Genomic DNA, 13,588 nt, shown 5'->3' with positions numbered 1-13,588 from the left:
ACGAGCATCGGGGCACCCGTCATGTATCTGGATTCATCGGAGGCTAAATAGACTGCTGCCCAAGCGATGTCTTCGGGTTCGCCGATGCCTAACGGATGCATCTCTTTAATTTCTGTGTTGATCGCTTCTGGATCGGGTTGTTTTGATAGGAATTCTTGGTAGAGTTCGGTGTTAATCGTGCCGGGACAGAGGCTGTTGACTCGGATGTTGTCCTCGGCATACCGAACCGCCATGCTGCGCGTGAGATGCACGACAGCGGCTTTGGAGGAGGTATAGGCGGGGTGCATCGGAAACCCAACATAGGCGGATTCACTCGCCATGTTGATAATCGAACCGCCACCGGCTTCGCGCATCAACGGAATTATCGCTCGTGAGACGAGGTAGATGCTCTTTACATTGACGGCATATTGGTGATCCCAGTCTGCTTCGGAGATTTCTTCTAATTCGCCGACGACAGCAATACCGGCGTTGTTGAAAAGCACATTTGGCGTGCCGAATTCAGATGTGACGTGGGCAACAGCACGTTCAATTTGTGCAGTGTCGGTTACGTCGCACTCACAGAAAAGGGCACTTCCGCCGGCGGATCGGATCTGCTGCGCGGTTTCTTCGCCGCGTTCTGTGTTCAGGTCCCAGATAGCCACAGCGGCACCTTCACCTGCAAAGAGTTCTGCGCTTTTCGCACCAATGCCTCGTGCTGCCCCGGTGATAATTGCTATTTTATCCTTAAGTCGGTTTGCCATGTATATTTTTTCACAGAAAATTTCAGAAAGGCATTGAAATGCTAATCTGTGTGGCGGGATCGTGTCCGGGTCTTCCGCTGACAACAATTTCAACTTGGCAATCCAGTTTTCTGATGAGTAAAAACAAGGATTCAATAGTGAAGTCATCAAGCAGGCCATCTGAAAGTGCCGAGAGTTGGTATTTAGTGAGCCCCAACATTTTAGCCGTTTCGTGCCGCGTGAGTCCGCTTTCGGCTATAATGCTATTAATTATTAAGGCAAGGCGGGCTTTCGCGCGATGTTCCTCTGGATTTGGAAATCCTAAGTCTTGGAACACATTGCCGCTGCTTTTTTCAACTTCAATTTTTGCCTCAGTCATCTTATCTTCCTTTTGTGCAAGTGTCTGTGCTGTGTTCAAACGTCTACGGATGCGGTCTATTTCTCTCTTTAGATACGATTTTGCAACAGTTTTTTGCTATCACAGTCTTTATACAAATCTACAAGGATTCTGAGGTAGGATAAGTGCTACGCTTAGAGTCCTTGTAGGAGGGATACCCACCGCGCCCATGCGGCTTTTGTGGCGGCTTTCTGTGCTTCGTTAGCATCTTCTGCCATACCGCGCCTCAGAAAGGCATGACCGACCCCTTCATAGATAACGGGGTCATAGGTGACGTTTGCGGCATCAGCAGCGGCTTTCGTGGCATCAATTGTGGCATTGATGCGGTTGTCACTCTCTCCGTAGAAGCCATACACGGGTGCCGATATTTTGGGGACATCTTCGGTTGGTGCAGCGCGACCGTAAAACACGAAACCCGCGGCGATTGTATCGGAATTAACGGCGTAACTGAACGTTTGACCACCTCCCCAGCAGAAGCCGGAGACCGCGACTTTTTCGTTGGTTGAAGGTAGGGCGCGGGCATATTTCTCGATGGCATCCAGATCGGATGTGACTTGCGAGGGTGAGAGTTCACGGATAGTTCGTCGGACATCGTCCCCGGAGTCGAAACTCTCTGTGCCGCCACCGTCGGGACCCATACCAGAAAGCAGATCTGGGCAAATTGCGACGAACCCTTCAGCAGCAAGTGTATCTGCCACAAGCCGGATCCAATCGGTGAGCCCGAAAATTTCGTGGATGACAATGATCGCCGTTGCGGGTTCTTTTACCTCCGGATACACAACAAATGAATTGACAACACGCCCCTCAGGGGTTGTAACTTTCACCCATTCGCCGTGTCGCGGTGAGGCTTCGAGTTGAGATTTTATACTATCAGCACCTACATTTCCTATGAACAATAAACTGGCAAAAAAGAGGACTAACACACAAGCATGGTATATCTGCATAGTTTATTCCTTATTTTTCTTTGTGTTGTGAATAATGGACTCCATTACCTTCTGCATTTCAGCAGTGGGTATCGCGCCGATCAGGAAGAAGTGGATTTTCGCACCCGACCATCTGAAGGCATCTGTCGATCCGAACCGATGTTTATAGACCTTTTTACCACCAAGTTCGATTTCACTTTCTTCTCCGCGTTGTCTACTGCTGAGGCGGGGTGGCTCACCCCCTTTTTCAAAGAGCGTGAAATTTACCAATCCATCTGTATATTCAAGAAGAATTGAGTCATTTTCCCTGCTTCTTATACTACGCACATCCTGCAGATGGAACCCCGGCGGCATGTATTCAGGTTGAATGGGTTTGGTTTTTAACATTTTTTCAGCTTCGACAAGCGAAATTGGGTGGCTACGACTGCGTCGTGGCTCCGATTTAATCTCTTTTTTAAAGACCTCCCATTTGCGCTCCACGCTTTCCGGGTCGAAACTAATTCGGTTATAGACAAACATCTCTCGAAGCACACCGTCAGCATCCAGATCTTCTACTCGCAAAATAACACCGTTTTCACGGGCAAAAAAGATTCGTTTTGTGGGTCTGCCGGCGAATTTGGGGGTGATCGTTAGAATGTTAGTTTCATAATTCGCTGTTTTTTCTGTGGATACCGATTCTTCCAAGTTATAATTTTCGGCAATCAACTCAATCTCTTCTTTTGAAAATTGGCTTCTAACTTGTCGCCATTCGTTCCGGTCCCGATTTCTGTTCGTGCGATCTCTATGATTCTCATTGTTATTTCTTCGCCCTCCCGAACCTTCAGACGATTGTCGTTCGCCGACGACGGATACCACTTTCCGGTATGAAGCATCTATAGATTTATGAATGACCACTTCTTCAAAAGTGCGTGTGCCCCTTGACGAGCTAAACGTCTTCAAGCGTAATCCGACATAGCTGACTTTATGTTCGGCTTCTGCAATGCGTTTAAGCGTACTGATGTCAGCGAAAAGTATTTGGGGCACCCAGAACAAGGCGGCTAAAACTGAAATGCAAAGAAGGTGGCGTTTAGATTGCAAACCTTTGTGAAGGATTAAATACGTGTGCATTCGCATAGATTCACCTGTCTGGTTCTTATTGGACAGTTTAATTCCCTACATCCTCCAGATAGAGGTCGAGAATTTGTTCGATGTCGTCGGCCGCTTCTATAACGACAGATTCTTCTGTCTGTGTTGTACTGAGTGGCGTGCTGATGTTTGATTTCAACGGGTTGTCTTCGAGTTGCTCAGTATAAAGCCCGAAGTAAAAATCGAGTGTCTCGTCATGCTGGGGAGCGGTCGGATAAAAGTAGAGTGCTCCCAAAATCAGTACGAGCGTCAGGATACCGGTCGCGCCTGCGGTAACAGGACGGAAGAACCAGCGTCCAAGGTCGGGCACCCATCTTTTTATATCAGGTATCCATCGGGTGTGAGTAGATTCCTCTTTACGTGTTTGTGCGGTTTGTTGACGTATTTTCGCCATCACTGCGCTTTCAATGGACAACGGCGCAGGCTGCTCAATCATTTTGACGCGCTCGCGATTTTGGCGGAAGACTGCGAGTATATCGGAACATTCACTGCAAGCGTGAAGATGTGCTTCAATGCGGTCGCGCATTGCAGGTGCCAATTCGTTGTCCAAATAGGCGGAGAGTTCATCTTGAAACTGCGTGTGTATTTTCGCCATCACTCCGTCCTTAAGCGTTGATGGCACTGGACGCGCGATATTTGTGATCATCTGACGGTTCTTTTGGAACGCTGCCAGTATATCGGAACACTCGTCGCAGGAACGCAGATGCACTTCAATCTGCTCATGCCTGTTCGGGCTTAATTCTTTATCTAAGTAGGCTGATAATTCCTCTCGGATTTTTTGATGGTTCATGTTTTCAATCGAGGATAGTGGTAGGAGGTGTTTACCACTCGACTCGCTCCAGTTCTTTTTTTAGGGCTTTTCGGGCTTCATGTAACCGGGATTTAACACGTCCGAGTGTGCATCCCAGGATTTCAGATATTTCTTCATAAGGCAGATCTCGCAGTTCTCTCAACACAAGGATTTCTCTATGACTGGTCTTGAGTTTTGCGAGGGCTGCGTGAACGATTTCTTTCTCTTCGGTACGTAATGCGGCATCTTCGGGAGTTGCTGTATCAAGCGGGACCCACGGTTGTGAATCATCAATCTCCGTTGGATCGGTTTTTCGGCGTTGATACTGATCAATGTGATTGAGACACTTATTTTTTACAATGCGGTAGAGCCATGTGGAAAATCGGGAACGGAATTGGAATTTCCCAATGTTTTCCCATGCGGAGAGAAAAGCATCTTGCGCGACATCTTCAGCGTCTTGGTGATGACCGAGCATACCGTAAGCGATATTGTAAACCCAGTGTTGATATTGAATCACAAGGGTTCCCATTGCATCGGCATCACCTTTCTGACAGCGCAAAACGATCTCACGTTCCTGTGCGAGATCCAATTCTCTCGTTCTGCTCATCTCCGAATAGGTTTCCATAGTAGCTGTAAGGGTTGCGGCGGACATACTTCTTCTCCAAACTGCCGGGATAAAGAACACGCTTCTATTCAATTCCCCAATAGTGCTGATTTTCAAATCTCAGTTTTCGCTTAAATCAGCAAAATTTTGTGTAGAGGGAAGACTCAACGCTCTTCTTGTTCCATTAGACATCTAACGAAACAAAAGGTTCGTTTTACGTTATTTAAGCATGTTTTCTTTACCTGGTGTAGTTTGGACCCGTTTGAGTGTGCCACTACCATTCGGCCATCTGCCGAGGGCAACATCCTTCTCCTGTTTATCAAACGTTACTGTATCAAGCACTTGATTACCACGTATATCGGTATCAACGAGCATCACAGTTTCACCGTTACGGGACAACTTGAAGTTCGCATGAAGTCCGATATCGGCTTTACCGTCTTCATCTAACCACACAAGGAGATAGCCTTGCGCTGGAATCGTCGTATTCTCAGGAAACGCCCATTTTTTGAGATTGCCCATCTTATCTGTTAGATACATCCCAGAAAGATTCACTATATTGCCGGTGAGGTTGTGCAGCTCGAGCCAGTCTTCGTAGTGCCCTTGCGGATCGGTAAGACTCTTGGTGTTGGCTGCCATCAGTTCGTTAATAACGATTGGTGTCTCTTTTGCAACGGGAACACCAATTCGGTAGTGTGCCGCGCCTTGTTCTGCTCTTGCGGGTGAAAAGGCGGTTGTCCCGTGCGTCTTGACGGCGTTCGCCGCGACGTAATAGTAAACTGTGGTATCTGCGGGAAAACCGGGGATGTGCCCAATATAACTATCCCCTTCTTTTCTCATCGTTACCTGATTGAAAACGACATACCGATCAGTACTATAATACAACAAAACCGAATCTACGGCAATTGATTTGTCAAGTGTCGCTTTAACTGAGACGGGTTGATTCGCTATAGGAGGCGTTCCAGATCCGATCTCAACGGAAACAATTTCCGGGACCGGTTTGCTGAGTTCAGTATGATTGTTCAGATGCTCACGACGTTGGTTCACATACCGCTTGAGATCTTCGGGAACACCGGTTGCGAATTCTTCATACCCATATAGTTTCTTATCGTCTTGCTGAACCTCTGCATCAATAAGCACTTGATATTCCTTGATAATCGGCTCCAACACTTCCCAATCGAGCCATTCATCCCTGACGGTTCGGACGTGTGCGAGATACCGTGCGCGCCACTGCGGGTTTGAAAGCAACCGCTTAATAAGTGGACGTCCAGCATTGTTTTCGTGCGCGATAGGCGATACCATTCCATTTTCTAAGTCTCCCCATGACCAACCACCCGGACCGCCACCGCCGGGACCGCCGCGCCCCGCTCGACCAAACCTGATACTTTCATTGTTATCGTGTGGTATGAGGTGGAATCTACCGTTGACATCCTGATAGATAGCGTAATCGCCGCCTTTGTGGATGTAGCCATCGTCATCCATAAAAACGTTTGAAACAGCGAGTTGCCACAGGACTTGATCGATGTTAAGGACAGATGGGAGGTTTTCGACAAGTTCGGCATCCGGTGTGGAATCGTCAAGCATTTTAGTGAGTGCGATAAGACCTTCCCATGGATTTTCGACATTGCGGGTTTTGAGTTGATACGTTTCTTGGTATGCGGATGGGTCGTCTCCGGCATAAGTCAAAGCACCGCCTCTACCGGGACCGACCTTCCAGCGGATACCATCCTTCGTATCGAACCATTCGGCGAGAAAATCTTTGTTATATTGTTGAAGGTTGATATAAACGCCCCAATTTTCACCGTTGATGACCAATTTAACGAGATTCGTTTCCATCGCTGGAATGTAGTCACGGGAGATTCGATTGTAGAGGACTTCGCGCAGGAAAGAAGCATCGACGTGTCCGTTGAGTAGGTTCAACGTTTTGTAGCCGTAGAGGCGTTGTCCATCTTCACCGTAGTCAACAGCGATGTTGAAAGACTTTTTCTCCGATCCGACTGTAAAGTAGGAGGAAGTGCCTCGAAAATGGGCACCGACTTCAGGGTAAACCTTTCCATCAACAACCAGTTCTGCCGGAACCTCAATATCCGTGCGATAAAACGAGGACATCTGTTCGTACCAGTCTTCGTGGTGAAATCTGAGATAAAGCGTCCGGAGTGTCTGTGCGTTATAGAGTGACGGTGAACCTTCTGGCACGGTATTGAGGCTTGCCTGCACATCGCTCTGAACGCCTTTGTGCAAACTTTCTTCACTCATGAGAGACAAAGTTCCACCACCGCGTGTGTCCAATGCAGCTTGCCGTTCGGCACCGGTTAATTTTCCATTTTTGTCTGTATCAAACTGTTTGACAATTTTTTCTGCGGGTTGAGGTCCGCGTCTTCCACCTCGTCCACCTCCGAAGCCAAAACCGGGCATTCCACCGGGGGGGCCTCCGAAGCCCATGTCAGGACCTTGGTCATCGTTCATCCGCTTAATCTCTTCGTCAGTAAGCTTATTACCTGTGAGTGCTTCGATGCTCGTAACTCGGTGCATGAGATCGGTTTCTTCATCACTAAGGGCACCATTTCCGTCAACATCAAACCGCTTCTGGTCATCTGAGAGTTTTGGGGTTTCCTGATTGTCTTGCGCATTGGCGTGTATTGCCCAACCCATAATTATGAGCATAATGAGTATTATTGATTTAAGTTGTTTCATAGTATTCTCCTTTTCAATTTTGGATTCGGACAGCGTAGAAAAGTTCGGGATTTCTCCGTCTGCTATGTTCATTCTTTATCCATTTTCACGTCTGTGACGTTTTCAATTCCTGAAAGTTCGTTAAAAAAAGCGAGCCATTCCTGCGGATTTGCCAATCTAACCCGATATGTCAATTCAATCAGCTGTGTTTTTTTGATGCGTTGTTCGAGTAGACGTTCGTAAATCAGATACTTATCGAAAACCGGACGAAAGATGGTTTCGAGATCCTGATTTGGTGGTAAGCAGAGTTCGAGACTAAATTCGTTATCATTCCCAAAACGTTGATGCCAATGGTACATACAGAGGATAATGGTTCCGATAAGAAAGGTCGCCAGAATCGCGACAGATGGGTTTCCGGCACCAACTGCCATCCCAACCCCTAACGCGTAAAAAACGAAACCGATGTCGCGTGGATCTTGGATGGCAGTGCGGAATCGGATAATAGACAAGGCACCAACAAGGCTAAATGCTCGTGCGATGCTGTCCCCGATAATCACCATCACCACAGAAATCAGCATACATAAGATGATGAGGGTGTCGGTGAACGATTTTTGTGGGACTTTGGCGTGGGTCCACACGTAGATGTTAACAATAAAAACGCTGAGCGCGAATGAAAGTAACACTCTGAGGGCATCAGCACCAAGCGTTACAAGTGGGGGTAGCGTTAAAAAATCAAAGAATATCTGCATTCCGGTTTGCCAATTAGGAAATTGTATTACAGTCTACCACAATTAGACAGGCATGTGTAAAAAATGTTGAAAAATTGTGTCAAAAAGGCAAATTATAGTAAAGTTAAGAATCAATTAGACACTCTAAAGAGGCGAGGATACAAACCTCGTCAGCGGTGCGGAGGGTTGTTTCGCTGCGCAACTGTCTACATATTTTTCGACTTTAGTATAAAACAATTTACCGTGGTTCCTCCGATTGGACGTGAGAAAATGTTGGACGATCTCTATTCGGTTGATTTGCTCGATTCTGCGCCGTAAAGGACTATCCGGTCAATCATCCCTATAGACGATGATAACACGACGCGAATGGCATCTGTGGAGAGCGGCGCCCGAATGATATACGGCGATGTCCGAATCGGCGTTTTGATTGCCTTGACGACTCGCCAATTGTTTTCACCCATCCGAGCGTAAACAGTCATATTCTTCAGTGGGTCAATCGGGTCAAAATGAATCTCAATGCGACTGATAGAACGTCTTTCGGGGAGTATCCATTTCTGAATTGCGCCTGTACCGCTCTCGGACATTTCAAATGTCTCTGTCATACCGCCATCAACGCGAACCGTGTTCTGCGCTGCCATGGAAAGACAACCGAGCATCACGAACGGGAGTAAAGCAAATACGAACGTGCTATAGATGAGATTTCTGAGGCGTGTCATAACTTGTTTCTCCTATTGTTTTAATAACTAACGTGAGTTTGTCATAAGCGTATCATTGGAAACCTACTCCATTTTCCTACGGACAGCGTTGGATTGTTGGGTTTCGCTCTGTCTATTTCCATGAATGTGTCATCAAAAATCAGACTTTTCTTGGTAAACTGAAGCACTTTTTGGTCATTCATCGCTCTACCTGGCGGAAACACCCAAGCAAAAACACCTACGGGATCCCTGTCAATTTTTATTATCACACTCACGTTAACTATTCTTGTGCGTGTCCCTCATGACGAATCAGGACACCCACGAATATCCCAGAAAGTGCGAGAATTGTAAGCGCGTAAGGTGCGGCTTCAGCGAACATTGCTTCTGATGTGTAACTCCAGACGTTGAGCGCGAGTGTTTCATACCCAGCCGGTGATAAAAGAAAGGTAAGCGGTAGTTCTTTCATTGTCGCCAGAAAAACGAGTGCCGTGGCAGTGAGCATACCGCGCATGAGGATTGGGAGAAGTGCCCTGAAGAAGGCTTGTATCCGTGAATATCCAAGCGAGCGCGCTGCTTCTTCTAAATTGGGTGAGGCTTGGTAGAGCGAACTCCGCACCGGTCCGATGGCTTCAGCGAGGAAATGTAGGGTACACGCGTAGATTAATACGGGTAACGTTTTGTAGATAAAAGACACAGTGTTTAAGACGAAAAAGATAAGCGACAGGGCAAAGGCGAGTGGCGGTATGGCGTAGACGATATAGGCAACACGCCCTAACATGTTTGACAGGCGCGATGGATATCGAATACCTACATAGGCGAACGGAACTGCCAGAAATGCACACAGAATTCCCGCGGGTACCGCAATCGACAGTGAACCGATGAGTGCATTCACAAGCCCATCCAGTACGGTAATATCGAACCCTCTAAACATCCAGAGTAGGACAGCACCAGCAGGGATAACTACAGTCGCAAATGAGAGCACACTGAGGTACAGGTAAGCGGAGACTCGCCACCTACCGAGTCGGATCTGTGGCAGTTGCCGGGAAACGCCACTCCCTGCTCGATGGAGAACCACTTGATTTAGTAATTTTGCCTCAAGATAGAGCAGACATCCAGTAAATACAAGGAGCATGAGCGCAAGCCACGCGGCATAGATGTGCTCGAAAGAGAGCGTATACTCTATGTAAAGGGCATAACTAAAGGTCTCATAGCGCATCAGTGACACAACGCCGAAGTCCCCGAGGACGTGTAGGCTGATGAGTAAACCGCTTGCATAAAGAGCAGGACGGAGTTGCGGAAGGACGATATGGAAAAAAGTTTCGCGATATCGGTAGCCAAGACTTCGGGCAGATTCCTCAAGACTTGGGTCGAGTCCTAACAGTGCGGTACGCAGATTCAAAAAGAGATACGGACTTGTATAGGCACTCAGTGCGAGAAGTGCTCCCCAGTAACCACTGAGACGCGGAATACTATTGCCGAAAAATTGGGCGACGATACCGGTGTTCCCGCCGAGTGCCAGCAGTGCGTAAGCCATCACATAGCCTGGAATGGCAAGGGGTAAAGCACAAAGCACCGTAAAGACACGTTTCCCCTTCAGGTTTACTCGGGTTGTTAACCATGCAGCGGGAGTTGCTAACAGTAAATCTAACGCGAGAACACCGGCGGTCAGCAGGAGTGTGTTAAAGAACAACCTTGCGTTTCGCCAGCGGAAGACAATCTGCATAAGTGCAGTGCCTTCCGCAGAAAACGCTTTGACGAGCAGGTAAACCAACGGGATCAGTCCGCCAGCACCTATCACAACTGCCGGTATGAGGAGATAATGGTTTATACTTACTATTTTTCGCTTTGACATTCAATTCCAGTTACCCCACCGACTTAACGAAAGCGTCGGGAATCGGAGTTCCCTCCTACAGTGGCAGTCAGCCATCGGTTTCCATCAGCAGTCGGCAATCAGCGATCAGGAATATAAGCGTCGGGAATCTGAGTTCCCTCCTACAGCAGAGCGTCTATAGAATTTCAGCATCTCTTAACACTTTAACTGTCCCGTCGAGATCGTCCATATCATTGAGATTGAATGTCGGTGCCAATTGAAGGAGTTCAGAGAGCGGGATGAGACTCGCGTGCGGCGTTACGCCCTCAATGGCGGGGTATTCAAAAACATCGCTGGTGAAGTATTGCTGTGCGTCATGGGACAGCAGAAATTTCACAAGTTTCAGTGCGGCATCTTTATTTTTGCTGCTCTTCAGTAATCCAATACCCGCAATATTGACGAGGTTCCCGGGATCACTCGTTTTAAAGAAGGTTTGCTCTACAGGAAAATTGGAGTCTTTGCTTTTGAAGCGAAGGAGGTAATAGTGATTGGGCAAACCGACATCGATTTCTCCTGCAGCGAGTGCTTCTATGATGGGTGTATTTTTCGCATATTTTTTCACACCATTTGCTTTCATGCCTTTGAGCCATTCTGCTGTTTTTTCTTCACCTACCTGCACACGTAAGGAAGTGACAAACGCCTGAAAGGATGCATTTGTTGGTGCCCAACCGACTCTGCCTTTCCACATCGGTTGTGTTAAATCAAAGATGCTTTCGGGGAGTTCTTCCATCTTAACGCGTTCTGGAGCGTATGCGAGTGTGCGCGCTCTACCGCTTGTCGCCACCCAGAAACCTTCGGCATCCCGGAAGCCTGAAGGGACCTGCGTGAGTACGGATTCGGGCAATTTATCAAACATCTCTTTTTTGCTAACGGCACCAAGTGCCCCAGCGTCCTGTGCCCAAAAGAGGGCGGCAGGGCTTTTGTCGCCTTCTGTAAGGAGTGCAGCGGCGAGCTGTGTCGTCCCACCGTAACTTACTTCTACTTTGATACCACTCTTTTCTTCAAACTGTTTGATAATCGGCTCAACGAGGCTCTTACTTCTGCCGGAATAGATCGTCAACGTTTCAGCGTGAACCGCTCCGATGAGGGTGAATAAGAGCAGAATAAGCGAACAATAACTGAACAAACTGGATCGGTTGCTAAACATAATGTCTCCTTAGGTAATTAAAGTAAAGCTTAGAATTAATTAGACCCTCTAAAGAGGCGAGGATACAATCCTCGCCAGCGGCGGGTTGTTTCGCTGCACAACTGTCTACATATTTTTCGACTTTACTATAACGTGAGTTTGATAAAAGTGAAATGTCGGGTTTCGCTACCGGTACTTAGGCAGAAAGGGTTTCCTTGAAAAGTTGCTTTTGGTGTGTATTTACCGCTCTACCTGGGGAAACACCCAAGCAAAAACACCTACAGATTTATTTTCAAACTGGCGTTACTATAATAACCCAACTTGCTACTAACGAGTTCTACGCGTTTGAAGGACCTTTTTCAGCACGTTCTTCACCCCAGCGGGGTGATATGTCTATAGAAAATGGCGTATTTAATCCCTCGCACTCCAGCGGAGTGCTATGTGTATAAATAAGTAGCAACTTGGGTTAGAATAGATGGACTATTATCCAATCGAATCTGATACAAATTTAGTCAGATTTGATGGTGAAAGGTTCAAAATTTTTGAATAGACGCTTACTGCGCGTTTTCTTGGGGTTTTGGGACCACCCGCCAACGTGTGTTCATACCTGCTGTGATGTGATCAGCGACATGGCAATGATAGAGCCAGTTGCCCGGAGTTTTCGCTGTCATATCCACTGTAACCATAGAGCCTGGGAGTAAATCTACCACGTCAGTGCGTTTTCCAGCGTTCAGCACCGTTTGACCGTGCCAGTGTGCCGTGTGCATATCGACTTCAGTGCCTAATCCGATAAGATACCACCGGACCCTATCGTGCTGTTCAACTTCCAACCCTTGTAGATTGCCAAAGATATAGCCGTTAATAGCGTGTTTAAGATTTCCCTCTTCAGCCTCTTCAGGAGAGTCATACGCCGCGCTTTGTCCACTTTTGACGATTGTGCGGTCATTTTCATTGAAGATCAGAAACAGCGTAGTGAAGGCTTTGTCAATATCTTTGGGACGCGGATCGTTCGTCGAGCGTTCCATCCCTTTTTTTGTGACGACGATGGTTCCAATCAAACCGTCGTAAACCTCGGTAACCGCCTCGACATGCGAGTGATAAAGCCAAACGATAGACGACGGATCGTTCGGACCGGGAGCAGCATCGCTATCTGCCTCCCAGTGATAGGTAAATTTTCCACCTGGTGGCACAGCGGCACCCGATCCCTTCATATCAGCCCCTTCGTTTGCTTCATCATATTGTAATCCGTGTACGTGAATGCTGAGGGGTTTGTCGGCGCGGTTGAGAAAATGCACCCGAACACTATCGCCTTCAACGGCGTGCAGTTGCGGTCCAAGGATCCCCATCCACACGGGTTGTTCGACCTGTGTCGTGTAGGTATCATTTGTGTATTGAATGTAGCGATATTTTTCATAGACGAGTGCTTTCCCCCAAACGTCCAACCCCATCGCGGGTCTGATGAGGTTTTGTCCACTTGGCGCGTAGTTCCATTCAACTTTCTCAGCAGCGATCCAATACTCCCGTGTTTCGGCTGCAGCAGCACCGATGCAGAGATAAAGTAGGACACTCATGAGTGTAAGGAATGTATAAAACGTGGATTGCAGGCTTCCCGAATTGAGTTGGGAACGCAGTTGGCAGGTACTCGTTGCGTTTAGCCTCGTGATATTGAGACTCATTTTCAAAAATTGGCTTTTTAAAGCGGACTCCATCAGGTATTAAACCTCGCTGGATTAAATTTGCATTGAATTATATCACAAAAAGCAAGGTGTGTCAAAAAAATATTAAAATTGATGTCTGCTGATACCAATATCGTTGAACCTCAATCTATTTGCGGGTCGAGAGCATCTCGGAGCGCGTCGCCGAGGAGGTTGAATCCCAAGACGATGAGGAAGATAGCGATGCCGGGAGCAGTAACAGCCAACGGTGCGCGGCGGATAAACT

General features: G+C 47.5%; 12 protein-coding genes. All 12 read right to left on the bottom strand.

Annotated features, from left to right (window positions below; all coding sequences use genetic code 11):
- Positions 1-740 (bottom strand): SDR family oxidoreductase (locus J4G07_18880; GenBank protein ID MCE2416053.1); only part of this gene is annotated, 740 nt, incomplete at its 3' end.
- 22 nt (positions 741-762) lie between these two features.
- Positions 763-1,083, bottom strand: coding sequence for an XRE family transcriptional regulator (locus J4G07_18875; protein ID MCE2416052.1), 321 nt, complete (start codon positions 1,081-1,083; stop codon positions 763-765).
- A gap of 167 nt (positions 1,084-1,250) precedes the next feature.
- Positions 1,251-2,060 (bottom strand): dienelactone hydrolase family protein, encoded by an 810-nt coding sequence (locus tag J4G07_18870; protein ID MCE2416051.1) that lies wholly within the window; start codon positions 2,058-2,060, stop codon positions 1,251-1,253.
- A 3-nt stretch (positions 2,061-2,063) separates the two neighbouring features.
- On the bottom strand, positions 2,064-3,146 hold the full coding sequence (locus J4G07_18865; GenBank protein ID MCE2416050.1) for a hypothetical protein: 1,083 nt from the start codon (positions 3,144-3,146) through the stop codon (positions 2,064-2,066).
- A 37-nt stretch (positions 3,147-3,183) separates the two neighbouring features.
- Positions 3,184-3,954, bottom strand: coding sequence for a zf-HC2 domain-containing protein (locus tag J4G07_18860; protein MCE2416049.1), 771 nt, complete (start codon positions 3,952-3,954; stop codon positions 3,184-3,186).
- 31 nt (positions 3,955-3,985) lie between these two features.
- Positions 3,986-4,561, bottom strand: a complete 576-nt coding sequence (locus J4G07_18855; GenBank protein ID MCE2416048.1) for a sigma-70 family RNA polymerase sigma factor — start codon at positions 4,559-4,561, stop codon at positions 3,986-3,988.
- A 216-nt stretch (positions 4,562-4,777) separates the two neighbouring features.
- Positions 4,778-7,249, bottom strand: coding sequence for a CotH kinase family protein (locus J4G07_18850; GenBank protein ID MCE2416047.1), 2,472 nt, complete (start codon positions 7,247-7,249; stop codon positions 4,778-4,780).
- A gap of 68 nt (positions 7,250-7,317) precedes the next feature.
- Positions 7,318-7,977, bottom strand: coding sequence for a DUF4956 domain-containing protein (locus J4G07_18845; GenBank protein ID MCE2416046.1), 660 nt, complete (start codon positions 7,975-7,977; stop codon positions 7,318-7,320).
- Between the two features lie 263 nt (positions 7,978-8,240).
- Positions 8,241-8,672 (bottom strand): hypothetical protein, encoded by a 432-nt coding sequence (locus J4G07_18840; GenBank protein ID MCE2416045.1) that lies wholly within the window; start codon positions 8,670-8,672, stop codon positions 8,241-8,243.
- A gap of 259 nt (positions 8,673-8,931) precedes the next feature.
- Positions 8,932-10,503, bottom strand: coding sequence for an iron ABC transporter permease (locus tag J4G07_18835; GenBank protein MCE2416044.1), 1,572 nt, complete (start codon positions 10,501-10,503; stop codon positions 8,932-8,934).
- Positions 10,504-10,657: 154 nt separating this feature from the next.
- Entirely contained in the window at positions 10,658-11,668 is a 1,011-nt protein-coding gene (locus J4G07_18830; protein ID MCE2416043.1) for an iron ABC transporter substrate-binding protein, read from the bottom strand.
- A gap of 533 nt (positions 11,669-12,201) precedes the next feature.
- Positions 12,202-13,218 carry a multicopper oxidase domain-containing protein gene (locus tag J4G07_18825; GenBank protein ID MCE2416042.1) on the bottom strand — a complete coding sequence of 339 codons (1,017 nt, stop codon included), beginning with the start codon at positions 13,216-13,218 and terminating at the stop codon, positions 12,202-12,204.
- Positions 13,219-13,588: the final 370 nt, after the last annotated feature.

The sequence above is a fragment of the Candidatus Poribacteria bacterium genome (assembly GCA_021295715.1).
GTDB lineage: Bacteria > Poribacteria > WGA-4E > WGA-4E > WGA-3G > WGA-3G.
This window is presented reverse-complemented; position numbering and strand designations above follow the sequence as displayed.